Raw genomic sequence first — 16,619 nt, 5'->3', positions numbered from 1 at the left:
GGATAAATATAGATTTACCATTACCAGATAGTATTGCTACCGTAAAATAAACCACAAACTCTATGGTAAAGAATTCGCGCAATTCGTTAGGGTTAAAGACCGGCTAACGAACGCAATTGCTCAAAATCCCCTGGCACGGGAGCGGACAGCGCCTTATTCCCGCCTGCGGGGTGGGGAAAGGTCAGGTTCAGGGCATGCAGCATCAGGCGGGGTACAGCCGCGCCCCCCAGGCTGAGCGTGCCGCCGTAGCGGACGTCGCCGGCGATCGGCGCCCCCAGATGGGCCAGGTGGACGCGGATCTGATGCATGCGGCCGGTATGGGGGCTGCATCGAACCAGGGCAGCGTCATCGCAGCGGTTCAACACTTCGAAGGCCGTTTGCGCCGTCAGCGCATCGGGGTGGTCGGACGCGCACACCCGCGACCAGGCTTCGCGGCCGACTTCCTCGCGGCGCAGCGGTGCATCGACCGTAAACCTGTCCGGCAGTTCCGCGCCGGACACGATGGCCAGGTAGGTCTTGTCGAAGGCGCGCCGGATCATGGCCTTGCCCAGGAAGGAGACAGCCGGCTGGGTCTTGGCGACCAGCAATATCCCGGAGGTGTCGCGGTCCAGCCGGTGCACCAGCTTGGGACGCTTGCCATTGGACCTGGCGAAGGCCCACATCATGTCATCGAGATTGTGCCCGTCCCCGCGCCCGCCCTGGCTGGACAGGCCGGACGGCTTGTTGAACCCCATGATGTCGGCGTCTTCATAGATCACCATGGACTTCACCCAGGCGATATCCTCCGGCGACAGGTTGCGCGGCAGTTTGGACGCCGGAATGAACTTCGGCGCCTGTTTCGGGCGCGGCCCGCGGCTGGCCATGGCTTTAAGATGTTGCGGGGAGTGTTTCGCCATGGCCGCTCCATAGCGGCGGCGGGCCGGAAAAGCAAATCAGTCGAACACCTCGGCCTGAGATACGCCGATATCCTTTCCCGGTGGCAGCTGCCACAGGACCAGCAGGACCAGATAGCCCGTGCCGGTCGCCCCCAGCAGAAGCCACCAGGCGCTGCGACCGATATCGTGCAGCCGCCGCGCCCCGACCGCCAGGCCCGTCGGCAGGCACAGGGCGTTGAGCGCCAGGTTGATGTTGTTGTCGATCGTCCCATTGCGGAAGGCCAGCAGGAAGATGACCGTGCTCTGCACCGTAAACACGAACAGCAGGTACCACCAGATTTCCGACCGGCTGGCCCTGCCCTTCCACATGAAGGTTTTGCGGTAGACGGTCAGCACGGCGCTGGCGATCGACTTGCGCGTCGGCAAGGGTCCATAGTGCCCGGCCGTGCCAGGCTTGATCAGCCACAGGGCCAGCACGCCGATAATCACCGGCGCACCGAGAATCCCGGCCATAAAGAGGTAAATATAGCTGCCGCCCGCCCAATACATGCCACCAACCTATCTACGGCACCGGAAAAGTAAACCGGCGACCTACTCGAACATGTCCGACACATCAGCCTCATGAGGCTTTTGCGACGGCACCAACCAGATCATGGCCAGGCCCAGCAGGCCGACGCCGGTCAGCGCCACGGCCAGCCACCACGCCGACAGGTTGAGGTCGTGCAGCCGCCGCGCCCCGGCCGAGACGCCCGGAATCCAGAGCAGCGCCGCGACTGCGCCCGCCACGTACAGATTGTCGCGCAACAGGAAGACGATCACCAACTGAACCGCCAGCGTGGCCAGGAGCCACGGCCAGATTTCCGAGCGCCCACCCCGCCCGCGGAAATCGGCGAACTTGCGGAAGATGGTGACGAAGGCATCGGGGACCGGCAAGGTCTGGGGCACCCGGCCGAAACGGTTGCGACCTTCCGGCCGGCCCAGAACCGCCGCGGCAGCCAGCGCGGCGGCCAGTCCGACGAACACGATCACCGGCCCCGCAACATAGAGGAAATATTCCAGGTAAAAGAGCGCCCCCACCTCCTCCGGCATCACACGTCCCCGCGCGCCCTCTGCTTGGTGGCCCGCAGTTGCGCCCAGTACTCCAGGCGCTGTTTCACCTTGGCTTCGTGACCATCGCCGACCGGATCGTAGAATTTCGGCCGCGCCACCCCGTCCGGGAAATAGTTCTGTCCGGAGAAACCGTCGGGATCATCCGGATCGTAGATATAGCCGGCGCCGTAACCGATATCTTTCATCAGCTTGGTTGGCGCGTTGAGAATCACCGCCGGCGGGTCGAGGTGGCCGGTCTCCCGCGCCAGTTTCTGCGCCGCTTTGAAAGCCGTATAGACCGAATTCGACTTGGGCGCCGAAGCCATGTGGACCACGGCCTGGGCCAGGGCCAGTTCGCCTTCGGGCGAGCCCAGCACCTCGTAGGTGTCGCGCGCCGCCTGGCACATCAGTAACGACATCGGATCGGCATTGCCGATATCCTCCGACGCCATGCGGATCAGCCGCCGGGCGATGAACAGGGGATCGTCCCCGCCGTTGAGCATCCGCGCCAGCCAGTACAGGGCGGCATCCGGATCCGATCCCCGCACCGACTTGTGCAACGCGCTGATCAGGTTGTAGTGACCCTCGCGGTCCTTGTCGTGATTGGGCCGGCGCTTCTGCAATTGCGCCAGAAGTTCCTCCGACGACAAGGGCGCCTCGAAGCCCATATGATCCAGGGCTTCGATGAGGCTCAGTATGTAACGGCCGTCGCCGTCACTGAGCAGTTTCAGCGTGTCGTACGCCTCGGGCTGCAACGGCAGTTTATGACCGATATGATCCTGCGCCTTCGCGATGATCCGGTCCAGGGCGGCCTCGTCCAGGCGTTTCAATACGAAGACCTGGCAGCGCGACAACAAGGCCCCGTTCAGTTCGAACGACGGGTTTTCCGTCGTGGCGCCGATCAGGGTCACCACGCCGGCCTCGACATAGGGCAGGAAACTGTCCTGCTGGGCCCGGTTGAAACGGTGGATTTCATCGACGAACAGCACGGTACGCTGTCCCATCTGGTGCCGCGCCTGGGCCTGTTCGAAGGCCTTCTTCAGGTCGGCGACACCGGAAAAGACGGCCGATATCTGCTGGAACTCATAGCCGGCCGCCTCGGCCAGCAGCCGGGCGATGGTGGTCTTGCCGACACCGGGCGGGCCCCACAGGATCAGGCTGGGCAGGAAGCCGCGCGCGATCAACCTGGCAATGGCGCCATCGGGCCCCAGCAGGTGATCCTGGCCGACGACCTCGTCGACGGCCCTGGGGCGCAGCCGGTCGGCCAGAGGCTTGGCGGCGTCATCCACCTGCGGCAGCGTGGACTTGGCGGTCGGCGCAACATGGCCGAATAGATCTGCATTGGGGGCGGGCATGGAACACATATAGAACCCAAACCCCCGATTTCAACGCAAAAAGCGCCGCCGGAGGTACCGGCGGCGCTTCGCTACGCGAACTGTCGTCTGATCTTAGAAGTTGAAACGGACACCCGCGATAAACCGCTTGCCGAACTTTTCGTATTCGATCGGATACTGGTCGGTGTCGCCGAAGCGGGCGGCGCCGTCATTGGTCAGGTTGACACCGTCAGCGAAGATTTCGAAGTTGTCGTTGATCTGGTAACGGACCGACAGGTCGACCTCCAGATCCTTGTCCCAGTAGATGTCGCCATTGCCATCGGGAACGATGGTGCCGGCAACCGCCTTATAGACGCCGACGTCCTGGAGCCACGGCGTGCGGTATTGGGCGGCCAGGCGGACGGTCAGGCCATACTTTTCGTAGATGGCCTGAAGGTTGTAAACCGAGTCCGACGTACCGGACAGGGTGACGGTACGGGCAGGCGACGTGCCGACCGCCAGCAGGTTCAGTTCCGATTCGGTGAAGGTGGCGGAGGCGCGAACGCCGAAGCCGCCGAGCCATTCAGGCAGGCCGTTGCTTTCGACCAGGGTTTCGGCTGTCGTCGAAGCGAACAGTTCGAGCCCCTTGATATAGCCGTCACCGCCGTTACGGACGGTGTTGTAGCGATAGTTGGTGCGGTCGAAACCGGCGACATCCAGATCGTCCTTGCCATAGGTGCTGGAGGTCGACAGCAGGACGTCGCTGATGTCCTTGTAGAAGACGCCGGCCGAGAAGAAGGTGTCGTGGCTGCCGTAATATTCCAGATAGGCGTCCAGGCCGACCTGCTTTTCCGGCTTGGCGTCGGGGTTACCGCCCGAGATCGAGGTTTCGCCGTCATTGATGGTGAAGTTCGGGCGCAGGTCGTCGAAATCGGCGCGCGAAGCCGAGGTCGTCAGGCCGAAGCGGGCCTTCAGGCGGTCGGACAGGTTCCAGTTCAGGTGAACGCTGGGGTAGACCAGGGTGTCGTCGGACTTGGTCTGCTTCAGGCCGGTATTGGTCGAGCCAACGAAGGTATAGGCCTCGCCGGTATTGCCGATCGCCTCGACGCGGACGCCGTAGACAACATTACCCCAATCGAACTGCGTCGTCGCCATCAGGTAGGCGGCGGAGACGTCTTCGCTGACCTTCCAGTAGTTGGCCAGGGTCTCGGTCAGGGCAGCGCCGTTGCGCGACGTCGCGATGGCGTTCAGCACCTTCTCCTTGTTGGAATAACGGAAGGTGTAGCCAAGATACTGCTCACCCAGATAGTCGCCGTCCTGGGCCAGTTGGCTGTAGGTCAGGGTGCTGTTCGCAGTCGAACCGCTGAAGCCGTAGTCGCGGTTTTCCTTTTCACGGGTCGTATACAGGCCGCCGAACTCGACCTTGGTGTCGCGGCCGAACAGTTGCGTGGCATAATCGAAATCGACCTTGCCGGTCCACGCCTTGGTTTCTTCCGCCGCCTCGAACATCGAGATCTGGTTCAGCGGCATGGCGAAGTCTTCGATATTCATCACCCGGTCGCCCTTGACGCGAGCCGAGGTCGTGCCGGTCGTGCGGAACAGCTGAACGAAGTTCGAGGTGGTGTCGCGGAAATCATAGTCGACGGTCGGACGCGACGCGAAGTTGCTGCCGCTGCGGAAGCGGATTTCGGCCGGGTTGTCGCCACGGTTTTCGGTCCAGGTGTAGTTCAGGCGCCACGACGCATCCAGGCCGTTGCCGAAGTGGTGCTCGCCGCCCAGGGTATTGGTCGACATGGTGTCGTAGTTATCGCGGTAGGTGATGCGGGCATTCAGGCGGGCGCCATAGGCCGTGCCATGCTTCGGATCGTTGGCCGTGAAATAGGCGTCGCTGTTATAGGCCACGCCGGCGGCGTTGGTGCTCTGGCCGTCCAGGTTGAAGATGAACTGGTCGCGCAACTCGTCGTCATGATATTCCGAAAAGATCGTCGAGGCGAAGATCGTGTTGTCGGCGTTGAGCTTGTAATCCAGGCGCAGCGAGGCCGAGGTGTTCTCGCGGGTCAGGCGGTAGTGCTTGTTCTTGGTGTCGACGGCGAAGCGCTTGGAGGTATCGACGGCCTTCGGCGTGACGTAAGGGTCGGTTTCCCAGTTTTCCGTCGCCATTTCGCGGCTGTAGTACGAAGCCTGGGCGACCACGCCCAGCTTGCCGTCCAGGAAGATGTTGGAATAGACCAGCGACGCGTCGATTTCCTGACCGTCACCCAACTCGACATGGCCCAGGCCCAGCTTGCCGGTGATCTTCTGGCCCTTGTAGTCAAAGGCGCGGCGCGTGCGGATGTCGACATTGCCGGCGACCGTGTCGCCCGGCATGGAGGCGACGATGGCCTTCTGCACCGTCACCTGCGACGCGATGGCCGACGGGATGTTGTCGAAGCGGGTCTGGCGGCCTTCCGGCGACACGACCGACAGGCCGTCGAAGGACAGGGTCGTCCAGTAGCGCGGGGCGCCGCGCAGGTTGACGTAACGGCCCTGACCTTGGTCGCGCTCGATGCCGATGCCGGGCAGGCGCGAAACCGCCTGGGCCAGGTTCTGGTCGGGCAGGTCGCCGATAGCGTCGGCCGACAGCACGGTGACCAGCGAGTCCGAATTCTTCTGCGCCTTCATGGCGGCTTCCTGGCTTTCCGCCATGGGACGGCGGCCGCGCACGACCACTTCCTCACCAGTTTCCACCTGGGCGTCCTGGGCATAGGCCTGACCTACGGTAATAAACGAAGCGCCGGCCATCAGCGCCAGGCGCAGTGCGCTCTTCTTGGAAAACAGCATATTGGTATCCCCATGATCCAGCGCGCACCATGCGCGTCGGGTGCGGCGTTCAGGCCGCGATGGGGATGCCGTTACCGGCGCTCTGTGACAGTTTGACAAAACGGCTTGGTTGCGGCGCGAAAGAGACGTCGACGTTGCAAAATCGTCACGCAATTCGCGTTCTGAGCGCGCGAAACCGGCGGTCTCGCTTTATTTTCGGGCCGCCGAATCAGAGGCGGTGAAGATCGGCTTGAGCCCGTCGGCCTTGCCTTCGATGCGTTCCAGGCGCGGATAACGCAGTCCTTCATGGTAATCGAGCACTACGACACGGTAGTGGTCGCCTTCCTGCATCCACAGTTCAATCTTTTTGTCCGTGCCATGGGCCGCAACCAGGGCGTCTTTCAAACGGTCCGACGTAAAGCCGCGGCCGTCGACAGCGACAATCTTCATGCTCGCCGTCAGGCCCAGCTTGAAGGCTGGCCCGTCCCACATGACTTCGCGGATCGCACCATCCTTGGCGACGCTCAGGCCCGGGCCGTACATCAGCCCAACGACATTGCGCTTTGCCTCATTCGACTTCGTGTAGTCGGTCGGCGTGTCGCTGTAGGACAGGCGATAGCCCGCCCGCGCCAGGCTTTCGAGCGGGGCGCCGCCACCAGTGCGGGTGGTGCGCGCCTTCAGGAAGTTCGCCCAGTCGTAAGGATAGACGGCGTTCAGGGCCGCCACAACGTCGTCGAAACCATAGACCATCGGGTCCCACGCACCATCGTGGACGCCGAAGAATCCCCGCGCGAAGTCATCCAGTGACTTTTTCCCGCCGGTCTTCTCCCGGATCAGAGTATCGGCCTCCAGCCAGATCAGCGCGCCTTCGAAATAATAGTCTTCCGATCTCTGCCAGCTGGTCCACGATTTCGGTTCGCGGTTGGAGATAATCGGATCATAGGTCGTATCGACCAGGTTGCGCCACTGCCGCGCCGGCAGGTTGTCATAGACCGCCATGCTGGCCGCCAGTTGCTGCAGGGTCTGGTCGTAAGTGTAGAGCCCCGCCCTGCCCTCGATCACAAAGGTCCAGTAGGTGGTGCCGCCTTCATAGACCCACAGAAGCTCGTCCTGCATCGGCGCCTGGAAATCCCCGGTGAACTGGCCCTGCGGGCGGCGGAACTTGCCGTCCCAGCTATGGATGTATTCGTGGGCCATGATGTTTCGGCCGAAGCCCTTGCCCGCCACTTCGCGGAAATAGTCCGGCTCGACGCCGATCTCGGACGAACGGTGGTGCTCCAGCCCGATGCTGACGGTGTCGGAAGCTGTGACCAGGAAATCGAAACGGTCATAGTGCTTCGCCCCGAACAGCTTGTAGGCCTCCTGGACGACGCGGCGATGGATGTCGACGACCTTGTCAGGGACCTCCAGGTTTTTCGGGTCGTCGGCGACGATGTTCATCTTCACCGGCACCTTGGCGCCAGGATCGAGGTCGTAGGTGCGGAAATACTGTCCGGCGATCAGCGGCGAGTCGATGAAGTGATCGTAGGAAATCGGCTTGAAGATTACGACGTCGCCCTTGCGCCCGTCCGTCTCCAGCGCCGACGCAAATTGCCAGTCCTTCGGCAGCGTCAGGTTCAACTGGATCGGAATGCGGCGGGCGAACCAGCCGGCGGGATAGAGGCTCTGGCCGGTCCACTGCAAGGCCAGCATGGTGTCGGTATGCAGGATTTCGCCGTCGCGTTCCTGAACCGGAAACAGGTACTGAAACTGCGCCGTCACCTCGGTAACGCCGGCCGGCACCTCGACATGAAAGGCGTTCGGCTCAATCGAGTCGCGTGTCCACTGTAGGACCTGGCCGACGGCGGTGACCTTCAGCCCGGCGATCTTGGTCAGGTCGGTATCGGCGGGCGAATGGTGCCCCGGCAGCCATTTCGGCACCAGCAGGGTCAGCCGCCCGGCCTGGGCCACCGGGATGACCTCGCGGATATGGACGATGTGGCGGTCCGTGTCGCTGGCGTCGACAAACAGCTGAATCGTGCCGGGAAAAGCGACATCCCGCGGCGCCGGCAGACCGGGCGGCAGCGCCGCCGGCATGGCAGGGGCCTGCGCTGAGACGGGGCCAGCCGCAAGTCCAAACGCCACTACCGCGGCCACGATCGCCTTCATGCCACCCTCCTGAAGTTTCACGAGGAACTATTCACGCGGAGTTCGCTCTGTAAAGACCTTTTCATGGGGCTCCCAAATCCTGCAGGGCGGTCGCCGACGGAAATGACAAACGCCCTCCTCTCCACGATGCCTGCCGGCGAGGCTGGGGAGGTGCCGGCGAAGCCGGCGGAGGGGTACAAGGTAGACGAGATCGTCAACAGGCTTGCGCAATTGTGGCCTGGGTTCCCTCCCCGCCGACAAACAGTCGCCCATCCCTGCCCTAACTGAATTGCGCCGTAATGATCCGCCCGCCGCGCTGGATGCTGATCCGCCACGACCGCGCGCCCTGCTTCGCCACGGCGTCCAGGTCGCCCGAGGTGTTGATCACTTTGCCATTGACCTCGCGGACGATGTCGCCGGGCTGCAAACCGACCCCGGCAGCATAGGTGCGCGCCGATTCGATGGAATAGATCATCACCCCCCTGGGCGCGTCGAACGGATCGACACCGATCTCGTCGGCGACCGCAGGCGACAGGTTGACCACCTTGGCGCCGGCGAAAGGATTCTCGCCCTTGATCAGGCGCTCGTCGCGCGGCGGCGAATCCGACGGCGGCGTGGCCTTGACATTGACGCTGAACGGCTTGCCCTGGCGCAGCCCCTCGATCTTCGCCGTCTGGTTCAGGTTCAACAGGCTGATCTGGTAGCGCAGCCCGCCGGCGTCATTCACCGCCTGACCGTTGATGGCCAGGATGACATCGCCGGTCTGCAGTCCCGCCTGATCGGCGGCCGAACCCTTGTAGACATCCGACACCAGCACGCCTTCCGGCCGGTCCATCCCCAGCGATTTGGCGATGTCCGAGGTCACCGTATCGCCCTTGGCGCCCAGCCACGGCCGCTTGAGCGAGGTGGCGCCGCCGGCGGCGCTGTCGACCACGCGCTTGACCATGGCCGCCGGGATGGCGAAGCCGACACCCGACGACTGGCCGGCGCGCGACAGGATCTGGGCATTGATGCCGATCAGCTTGCCGTTCATGTCGACCAGGGCGCCGCCGGAATTACCGGGATTGATGGCGGCGTCGGTCTGGATGAAGTTGCCCTCTTCGCCATTGCTGCGGTTGAGCGCCGAAATAATGCCGTTGGTCACGGTCTGGCCCACCCCGAACGGATTGCCGATGGCCAGGACCAGATCGCCCACCTCCAGGTCACGGCCGTCGTTCAACTCGATCGTCTGGAAGGTCTCGCCCGGTGCCTCCAGCTTCAGCACCGCCAGGTCCGAGCGCGGATCCGACAGCAGCAGCTTGGCCGAATATTCACGGCGGTCGTTCAGGACGACCATGAAGGTCTGGCCGCCGGCGACGACGTGGTTGTTGGTGACGACGATGCCGTCCTTGCGCACGATAACGCCCGATCCCAGCGATCCTTCGGTGCGCGATTGCGGCACGCCGTTGCCGAACATCTGCCAGAAGGGATCGACATTCTCGCGCACCCGTACCTTGGCATAGACGTTAACGACCGCCGGAGCGACGGTGCGCACTACGGGTGCGAACGAGGTCTTCATGCCGACGGCGGACGACGGCACCTGGCGCGGTTCGTTGCCGAACCCGGTCCCTTGAAACGTCTTGTTGTCCTGAGAATGGCCAGGCCCGCAGGCCACCAGAACGGCCAGCACCGGCAGAAGGGAGATAAAACGCGACTTCATAGGAGTCCCCTGAAATTCAGAGGCTCAGATTTAAGAACCAATGCGGCAGTATCAAGGCTCGGGCCAACCGTGTTTAGGCCTTAATCCGTTACAGTTGCCGTACCCATTGGCGCAGGATGGCCTGGAAAGCGCCGCCCCGGGTTTCGACCTGCGCCATATCGGCGAAACTCACCGACGCCCGATTGGGATCCAACCATTGCAACAGCCCCTCCGGGTCGTCGATCCCACCGATGCCGTCGGCCCGGACCTTGGCGCCGCGATGCAGGATGATCTGCACACCGGATTTGGCCCGAAGGTGGAAGGTCGCAAACCATTCACCCGACCTATAGCTGGGCGCATTCCACTTGACGCCTTCTTCGATGGCCGGATCGGCCGCCAGGATCAACCGGCGCAAGACCTCGATTTCCGCCTGCGCCGGATGACCGGCGACCAGGGCGTCCGGCGTCGTCAATGCGCCGCTCCGCCATCGGCGGGACGTTCGACCTTCAGCGACTGTTTCACCCCGGCCGCCAGTAGCAGCGAGAACACCATGAACAGCGCCGCAACCCAGAAGGCCGAACCGCTCAGCCACTTGGCCACGCCGGGATGGGTCACCGCCGAAAGCGTGACACCGAATAGGATCGGCGCGAAGACGGTCGACATGGCCGACAGGCTCATATTGGCGCCCTGCAGTGTCCCCTGCTCTTTCGGATCGACCTTGGACGACATCAGCGCCTGGATGTTGGGCGTCGCCAGCCCCCACAAGGCGCCGATCGGGATCGTCGCCACAAACCACTCCCAGCTCGGCGCGAGGCCATAGCCGATAAAAGCGATCATGCCGCAGAACAGCCCCAGATACATCGCCTTTCGCTCACCGATCTTCTTGGCGATGATCCCGGTCAGGCCGGCCTGGACAATGGCCGAGCAGACACCGACCACGGCCAGCATCAGCCCGACCTCGAACGGTCCCCAGCCGAAGCGATAGGCGCAATACAGCACGGTCGTCGTCGGAAAGACCGACTGGGCGAACATCATCATCAGGTACATGACCGACAGGCGCAGGACCTGGCTCGACTTAGCCAGGAACTGGAACGCCCCCAGCGGGTTGGACGTGCGCATGCTGAAAGGCTTGCGCTTATCCTTCGGCAGGGATTCCGGCAAAACGAAGAAGCCGTAGACGAAGTTCAGCAGGCTCAGGCAGGCGGCAAAGAAGAAGGGCAGCCGGTCTTCCCAGCCATGATCGACCAGGAACGGCACGTGGTGGCCGAATTCTCCGAGCACGCCGCCCAGGCTTGGTCCGACGACAAAGCCGATGCCAAAGGCCGCGCCCATCATGCCGAAGACGCCGGCGCGCTTTTCCGGCGGCGTGACATCGCTCATATAGGCATAGGCGGTCGAGATGCTGGCCGAGGTCATGCCGGAGATGATCCGCCCGACCAGCAGCCACCACAGCCCCGGCGCCAGCGCCATGAACAGGAAGTCGACCCCTGTGCCGAAATTGGAGAACAGCACGACCGGCCGCCGTCCTATGCTGTCGGACAGGCCGCCCTGGATCGGTGAAAAGATGAACTGCGCCGTCCCCCAGGCCGAACCGAAAATGCCTGTCCACAGCCCGGCCGACGAAATCGAACCGACGAAGTCTTCGATAAGACGCGGCAGGACGGGAATGATCACCCCGATCGACAGCATGTCGAGAAAGACGGTCACCAGGATGAAAGGTGCGGCGGCCTTGAGCTTGTCCGACATGCGGTGTGTGTCCCCTGCAATGGTCCGACAGCCTTAGAGGAAATCTTGGTGGCGGGATAGGCCTCCGCCGCCAGAAGGAGTCAGCAGTCCGCGAGGCCCGACTGGAACTGCCGGATCCACGCCTGAAGCATCACCGCACGAGGCCCCGCCTGCTCATAGGCCGTCTCGGCGACGTTTCCGGCAACATCGGTCTTGCCCTGTTCGGCAAAAACAGCCGCCTGCAGATAGGCCAGCCGCGCCGGCAACAGGCCCAGCCTTGCCGCTGCGTGATCCAGCGTCCACATCCGCCGAAACCAGTCGGCGGAGAAACGCGACAGACACTGCAGATCGGAAAACCACTCAGCCAGGCCCCCCTCGATCAGCCCCATGATCTGATCGCCATCGCTCGAACTTAAAGGGTCAACCGGCCACCACTGATCGTCCAGCCCGGCGGGTGTCAGCCTGTGACTCAGCCAGTAATCGCCCGAGCGGAGCGGAAATTCCGGCAGCCCCGGGTAGCCGCTGACCCGCGGATGGGCATACAGGGTGATGCAGAACCTGCCCTCCATAGACCGCTGCCCCCGGCCAACCTCCATCAGGTGCTCAAAGCCATCGGTCGTTCGCCGGAACGTCCGCCCCCTGGCCTTGAAACCCGCATGATCGAGCGTCGGCTTTATGCGATCCCTGACGAGGGCATCCAGGTTCATGGCTCAACGACGTCTGCTATTTTCGGTCACGCAAGGCCGGCCGGAAGGTGCGCAGGGTACCATCCGAGGCTTCGGGCTTCAGGTCAAGCAGCGCCATCTCCAGGCTATAGACATCGACATTGTCGAACAGCTTCAGCTTCACGCCCGGCTTGATTCCCGGACCGCTGGCGATGAAGATGGCCCGCATCTCGACGGCATCGGGATCGTAGCCGTGACTGCCGCCTTCGGGCTTCGGCATCCAGCCGTCGCCGGACGGAGCCACGATATAGCCGCCGACATCGGCCAGGCAGTTGATCTTCGGCACGCGCGGATGGCGGCCATAGCGGAAACGCACTGGCATCTTCGCCTTGCGCCAGCAGGTCATGTGATCGTGCGGCCTCAGCAATATGGCCTCGACCTCGGCTTCATGACCCGGTTTCGGGTTGAATCCCGCCACCTGCCCGCCCAGCATATCGGCGCTGTCGGGCGGCAGCAGATCGGCCAGTTTGACAAAGGTCTCCGGCCGGTGTTTGGCCATGCCGTGATCGGACACGATGATCACGTGAACCTTGCCCTCCAGCCCCCGCGCCTTCAACCCGTCCAGCAAGGCCCCGATCGAAGCATCGACCCGGGCCAGGGCGGCATCGACCTCCGGGCTGTCGGGACCGAAATCATGGCCGGCATGGTCGACGTCCGAATAGTACAAGGTCATGAAGCCCGGCCTTTGCTCCGGCGGCAGATCGACCCACCCCAGGATCGTGCTGACGCGTTCCGGCAGCGGCAGGTCTTCATTGTAGGTGAACCAGTAGCTCGGCCTGACTCCATGGTTCGGGGCTTCCGATCCTGGCCAGAACAGGGTGGCGGCATGCATGCCCTGCTCTTCGGCGCTGACCCACACCGGTTTGCCGCCGGCCCACCAGAAGGCGTCCTCGACCGCCGCGCGGTTGGCCATCCTGAAGGTGACACCCGGTTGGCCGTCATCGCGCATCGTATTGTTGACGACGCCGTGGTGATCCGGACGCAGCCCCGTGACCAGGGTATAATGGTTGGGATAGGTCAGGGACGGAAAGGACGGCCGCATAGGTCCACTCGCCCCGGTTTCGGCCAGACGCTTGAGATTGGGCGTGACGCCGCGCTCCAGATAGTCGGCCCGGAAGCCATCGATCGACACCAGGATCAGCAGCGGCGTTTCCGTCCGGTGCTGCGGCACCGAAGCGCAACCGGTAACCATCAGGAAAATCAAAACCAGAGGAAGCAGATAGCGCATGCGGCACTCATGTCGGTACGTCTGAAACCACACGTCTTGCCACAGGTTTGCGACGCTTTCACCTCGTTCCAAAACAAAACCCCCGGTCAGGGACCGGGGGCTGCAATGTCATCTTTGGAACCTGACCATCAATCGCTGGCGCGAATACGGTCCAGTACCGGGGAGGAATAGAGTTTTACGCCCTCGCCCGACGCTTCCAGCGTCAGCGAGTCACTCAGGGCCATATCGCCGGACGCATCTTGCGTCTCATCGATGGGGGCTTCCAACAGGGCTTCGTCGGTCATGTCGGCCTCCTTCAGGTGAGCAGTGAAAAGGGATTGCGGCCTTCTGTCCTGGTCGACCGCACCTGTACGCTAACCCGGATTTCGCAATTGCGGAAATAACGGTTGCTGACGAAACATCACAGGGTTGTTAACTCAACCGAAAGATATCTAAACGCGCGGTAAAGAAAAAGGCCTCCGGAAGCATCCGGAGGCCTTCTGAAATCCTGCTGAAAAATCGCAGCCTATTCTTCGTCGCCGGCGACTTCGAACACCGGCCCCGAATCCTTGCCCTTTTCCGATTCGTCACGGTCGACGAATTCGATGATGGCCATCGGGGCGTTGTCGCCATGACGATAGCCGGCCTTCAGGATGCGGATATAGCCGCCGTTGCGGTCGGCATAGCGCTTGGCCAGAACGTCGAACAGCTTGGCGACCTGCGGCACGTCACGGACGCGCGAGATGGCGATGCGGCGATCGTGCAGCGAGCCCGACTTGCCCAGGGTCACCAGCTTCTCGACGAAGGGACGCAGTTCCTTGGCCTTCGGCAGAGTGGTGACGATTTGTTCGTGCTTGATCAGCGAAGCCGCCATGTTGGCGAACATCGCGATGCGGTGCGAGGTGGTGCGGCCGAGCTTGCGGTGACCATGACCGTGACGCATGTGTATCTCTCCATAAGACCGCGTGGCGCTGATGGCTCAGGCGCGGCCCCAAAATCGAGCCCGAAGGCAAAGGTCAGAAGGGCCGACGGCCCCTGCCCGCTTCGGACGTCCGGGCGAACCCGGAAATTGCCGCGACAAGGTTTTGGTCCTTCGCGGCAAGTCGGAGAAAAAGCTTCTCCTATAAAAAGGGAAAGCCGGAGGGGTTTCCCCATCCGGCTTCCTCAACAGATTGGAAGATCTTAGATTTGATCTTCGAACTTCTTCGCCAGGTCTTCGACGTTTTCCGGCGGCCAGTTCGGGATATCCATCCCCAGCGACAGGTTCATCGAAGCCAGAACTTCCTTGATTTCGTTGAGCGACTTGCGGCCGAAGTTCGGCGTACGCAGCATTTCGCTCTCGGTCTTCAGGATCAGGTCGCCGATATAGACGATGTTGTCGTTCTTCAGGCAGTTGGCCGAACGGACCGACAGTTCCAGTTCGTCGACCTTCTTGAGCAGAGCCGGGTTGAACGGCAGCTCGGGCTTGCCCTCTTCCACGACCGGCGCCTTCGGCTCTTCGAAGGTGATGAAGATCTGGAGCTGGTCTTGCAGGATGCGGGCGGCGAAGGCGACGGCGTCAACCGGGGTCACGGCGGCGTTGGTTTCGACGTCGAGGATCAGCTTGTCATAGTCCAGCGACTGGCCCTGACGGGTCGGCTCGACGCGGTAGGCGACCTTCTTCACCGGCGAATACAGGGCGTCGACGGCGATCAGGCCGATCGGCGCATCTTCCGGACGCAGACGGTCGGCAGCGACATAGCCCTTGCCGTTCTGAACCGTGAACTCCATGCGCACCGAAGCGCCTTCGTCCAGGGTGCAGATCACGTGATCCGGGTTCAGCACTTCGATATCGGCGGGGACGTCGATCTGGCCGGCGGTCACCGGGCCGGCGCCGGAGGCGCGCAGCACCATACGCTTCGGGCCTTCCGCATGCATGCGCAGGGCCAGTTGCTTGATGTTCAGGATGATGTCGACCACGTCCTCACGGACGCCTTCGATGGAAGAGAATTCGTGCACCACGCCATCGATCTGGACGGAGGTGACGGCCGCGCCTTGCAGCGACGACAGGAGGACGCGACGCAGCGCGTTGCCGAGGGTCACGCCAAAACCACGCTCCAGGGGCTCCGCGACAAGACGCATCTTGCGCGAAGCATCGGTGCCGGCTTCGACTTGTGGCTTCTCGGGACGAATAAGCTGTTGCCAGTTTCTTTCGATCATTGACGTCCCTTTAAGAACAGGAGATGTCGCCCCGCCCTAAACAAACAGCCCGGGCGGAGCGACGAAAAAATTCGGAGAATGTATTAAACGCGACGACGCTTCGGCGGACGGCAGCCATTGTGCGGGATCGGCGTCACGTCACGAATGGTCGTGATGGTGAAACCAACCGCCTGCAGGGCGCGCAGAGCCGATTCACGGCCCGAACCCGGACCGGCAACGCTGACTTCCAGCGTCTTGACACCATGTTCGATGGCTTTCTTGCCAGCGTCTTCGGCTGCAACCTGGGCGGCGTACGGGGTCGACTTGCGCGACCCCTTGAAGCCCATGGCGCCGGCCGACGACCACGACACGGCATTACCCTGCGCGTCGGTGATGGTGATCATCGTGTTGTTGAACGAAGCGTTGACATGCGCCACGCCCGAAGTGATGTTTTTGCGTTCGCGCTTTTTAACGCGGGAAGTGTCCTTGGCCATGGGCTAATCCTTACTTCTTCTTGCCGGCGATGGGCTTCGCCGGGCCCTTGCGCGTGCGGGCATTGGTGTGGGTACGCTGGCCGCGGACAGGCAGGCCCTTACGGTGACGCAGGCCGCGGTAGCAGGCCAGGTCCATCAGGCGCTTGATGTTCATCGAAACTTCACGGCGCAGATCGCCTTCGACCGTATAGTCACGATCGATGGTTTCACGGATCTGCAGCACTTCAGCGTCCGACAGCTGGTTGACACGGCGGGCGTCTTCGATGCCAACCTTCTGCACGATCTCTTCGGCCTTCTTGGGGCCGATGCCATGGATATATTGAAGCGCGATGATCACGCGCTTGTTGGTCGGTATGTTGACGCCAGCAATACGGGCCACGAGGTAATCTCCTGAAATGCGCCGGCAGGC

The 16,619-nt window shown here is 62.6% G+C and carries 16 protein-coding genes; all 16 read right to left on the bottom strand.

Going from position 1 to position 16,619, the window contains the following annotated elements:
- Window positions 1–92: 92 nt before the first annotated feature.
- The 16 genes from ABAC460_RS29340 to rpsM all read right to left on the bottom strand — a co-directional run bounded on the left by ABAC460_RS29340 (window position 93) and on the right by rpsM (window position 16,589).
- On the bottom strand, window positions 93–896 hold the full coding sequence (locus tag ABAC460_RS29340) for an RluA family pseudouridine synthase (RefSeq protein ID WP_031236412.1): 804 nt from the start codon (window positions 894–896) through the stop codon (window positions 93–95).
- 36 nt (window positions 897–932) lie between these two features.
- The gene (locus tag ABAC460_RS50340; RefSeq protein WP_023452172.1) at window positions 933–1,424 is read right to left on the bottom strand and encodes a DUF805 domain-containing protein; all 492 of its coding nucleotides are present in this window, start codon (window positions 1,422–1,424) and stop codon (window positions 933–935) included.
- Window positions 1,425–1,466: 42 nt separating this feature from the next.
- Window positions 1,467–1,964 carry a DUF805 domain-containing protein gene (locus ABAC460_RS48095; protein ID WP_023452171.1) on the bottom strand — a complete coding sequence of 166 codons (498 nt, stop codon included), beginning with the start codon at window positions 1,962–1,964 and terminating at the stop codon, window positions 1,467–1,469.
- Window positions 1,964–3,319: a replication-associated recombination protein A gene (locus tag ABAC460_RS29335; protein ID WP_023452170.1), complete on the bottom strand. Its 1,356-nt coding sequence runs from the start codon at window positions 3,317–3,319 to the stop codon at window positions 1,964–1,966. Before ABAC460_RS29335 ends, ABAC460_RS48095 begins: the two co-directional genes overlap by 1 nt.
- A gap of 93 nt (window positions 3,320–3,412) precedes the next feature.
- Entirely contained in the window at window positions 3,413–6,097 is a 2,685-nt protein-coding gene (locus ABAC460_RS29330; RefSeq protein ID WP_023452169.1) for a TonB-dependent receptor, read from the bottom strand.
- Window positions 6,098–6,286: 189 nt separating this feature from the next.
- A complete protein-coding gene (locus ABAC460_RS29325; protein WP_023452168.1) occupies window positions 6,287–8,224 on the bottom strand; it encodes a M61 family metallopeptidase in 1,938 nt (645 codons plus the stop codon).
- Between the two features lie 259 nt (window positions 8,225–8,483).
- Window positions 8,484–9,902 carry a Do family serine endopeptidase gene (locus ABAC460_RS29320; RefSeq protein ID WP_023452167.1) on the bottom strand — a complete coding sequence of 473 codons (1,419 nt, stop codon included), beginning with the start codon at window positions 9,900–9,902 and terminating at the stop codon, window positions 8,484–8,486.
- 88 nt (window positions 9,903–9,990) lie between these two features.
- Window positions 9,991–10,353 carry a DUF1801 domain-containing protein gene (locus tag ABAC460_RS29315; RefSeq protein ID WP_023452166.1) on the bottom strand — a complete coding sequence of 121 codons (363 nt, stop codon included), beginning with the start codon at window positions 10,351–10,353 and terminating at the stop codon, window positions 9,991–9,993.
- Window positions 10,350–11,627, bottom strand: coding sequence for a TCR/Tet family MFS transporter (locus tag ABAC460_RS29310; RefSeq protein ID WP_023452165.1), 1,278 nt, complete (start codon window positions 11,625–11,627; stop codon window positions 10,350–10,352). Before ABAC460_RS29310 ends, ABAC460_RS29315 begins: the two co-directional genes overlap by 4 nt.
- A gap of 80 nt (window positions 11,628–11,707) precedes the next feature.
- On the bottom strand, window positions 11,708–12,313 hold the full coding sequence (locus tag ABAC460_RS29305; RefSeq protein WP_023452164.1) for a hypothetical protein: 606 nt from the start codon (window positions 12,311–12,313) through the stop codon (window positions 11,708–11,710).
- A 16-nt stretch (window positions 12,314–12,329) separates the two neighbouring features.
- Complete coding sequence (locus ABAC460_RS29300; RefSeq protein ID WP_023452163.1) at window positions 12,330–13,559, bottom strand: alkaline phosphatase family protein; 1,230 nt, start codon at window positions 13,557–13,559, stop codon at window positions 12,330–12,332.
- Between the two features lie 128 nt (window positions 13,560–13,687).
- A complete protein-coding gene (locus ABAC460_RS49545; protein ID WP_023452162.1) occupies window positions 13,688–13,843 on the bottom strand; it encodes a hypothetical protein in 156 nt (51 codons plus the stop codon).
- Between the two features lie 221 nt (window positions 13,844–14,064).
- Window positions 14,065–14,481: a 50S ribosomal protein L17 gene (rplQ, locus tag ABAC460_RS29295; RefSeq protein ID WP_023452161.1), complete on the bottom strand. Its 417-nt coding sequence runs from the start codon at window positions 14,479–14,481 to the stop codon at window positions 14,065–14,067.
- A 239-nt stretch (window positions 14,482–14,720) separates the two neighbouring features.
- On the bottom strand, window positions 14,721–15,737 hold the full coding sequence (locus ABAC460_RS29290) for a DNA-directed RNA polymerase subunit alpha (RefSeq protein ID WP_006273915.1): 1,017 nt from the start codon (window positions 15,735–15,737) through the stop codon (window positions 14,721–14,723).
- Between the two features lie 83 nt (window positions 15,738–15,820).
- Window positions 15,821–16,210, bottom strand: a complete 390-nt coding sequence (gene rpsK, locus ABAC460_RS29285; protein WP_006273914.1) for a 30S ribosomal protein S11 — start codon at window positions 16,208–16,210, stop codon at window positions 15,821–15,823.
- 10 nt (window positions 16,211–16,220) lie between these two features.
- Entirely contained in the window at window positions 16,221–16,589 is a 369-nt protein-coding gene (gene rpsM / locus ABAC460_RS29280) for a 30S ribosomal protein S13 (protein ID WP_023452160.1), read from the bottom strand.
- Window positions 16,590–16,619 lie beyond the last annotated feature (30 nt).

The organism is Asticcacaulis sp. AC460, from assembly GCF_000495795.1.
Classification (GTDB): Bacteria; Pseudomonadota; Alphaproteobacteria; order Caulobacterales; family Caulobacteraceae; genus Asticcacaulis.
Note: the sequence above shows the minus strand (reverse complement) of the source record. Positions and strands in the feature narration are given on the sequence as shown.

Excerpts from the sequence above, each read along its gene's own strand:
- ABAC460_RS29325 (WP_023452168.1), bottom strand. The coding sequence starts at position 8,224 with ATGAAGGCGATCGTGGCCGCGGTAGTGGCGTTTGGACTTGCGGCTGGC.
- ABAC460_RS48095 (WP_023452171.1), bottom strand. The coding sequence starts at position 1,964 with ATGCCGGAGGAGGTGGGGGCGCTCTTTTACCTGGAATATTTCCTCTAT.
- ABAC460_RS29335 (WP_023452170.1), bottom strand. The coding sequence starts at position 3,319 with ATGCCCGCCCCCAATGCAGATCTATTCGGCCATGTTGCGCCGACCGCC.
- rpsK (WP_006273914.1), bottom strand. The coding sequence starts at position 16,210 with ATGGCCAAGGACACTTCCCGCGTTAAAAAGCGCGAACGCAAAAACATC.
- ABAC460_RS29320 (WP_023452167.1), bottom strand. The coding sequence starts at position 9,902 with ATGAAGTCGCGTTTTATCTCCCTTCTGCCGGTGCTGGCCGTTCTGGTG.
- ABAC460_RS29330 (WP_023452169.1), bottom strand. The coding sequence starts at position 6,097 with ATGCTGTTTTCCAAGAAGAGCGCACTGCGCCTGGCGCTGATGGCCGGC.
- ABAC460_RS29340 (WP_031236412.1), bottom strand. The coding sequence starts at position 896 with ATGGCGAAACACTCCCCGCAACATCTTAAAGCCATGGCCAGCCGCGGG.
- rplQ (WP_023452161.1), bottom strand. The coding sequence starts at position 14,481 with ATGCGTCACGGTCATGGTCACCGCAAGCTCGGCCGCACCACCTCGCAC.
- ABAC460_RS29310 (WP_023452165.1), bottom strand. The coding sequence starts at position 11,627 with ATGTCGGACAAGCTCAAGGCCGCCGCACCTTTCATCCTGGTGACCGTC.
- ABAC460_RS49545 (WP_023452162.1), bottom strand. The coding sequence starts at position 13,843 with ATGACCGACGAAGCCCTGTTGGAAGCCCCCATCGATGAGACGCAAGAT.
- ABAC460_RS29305 (WP_023452164.1), bottom strand. The coding sequence starts at position 12,313 with ATGAACCTGGATGCCCTCGTCAGGGATCGCATAAAGCCGACGCTCGAT.
- ABAC460_RS50340 (WP_023452172.1), bottom strand. The coding sequence starts at position 1,424 with ATGTATTGGGCGGGCGGCAGCTATATTTACCTCTTTATGGCCGGGATT.
- ABAC460_RS29290 (WP_006273915.1), bottom strand. The coding sequence starts at position 15,737 with ATGATCGAAAGAAACTGGCAACAGCTTATTCGTCCCGAGAAGCCACAA.
- ABAC460_RS29300 (WP_023452163.1), bottom strand. The coding sequence starts at position 13,559 with ATGCGCTATCTGCTTCCTCTGGTTTTGATTTTCCTGATGGTTACCGGT.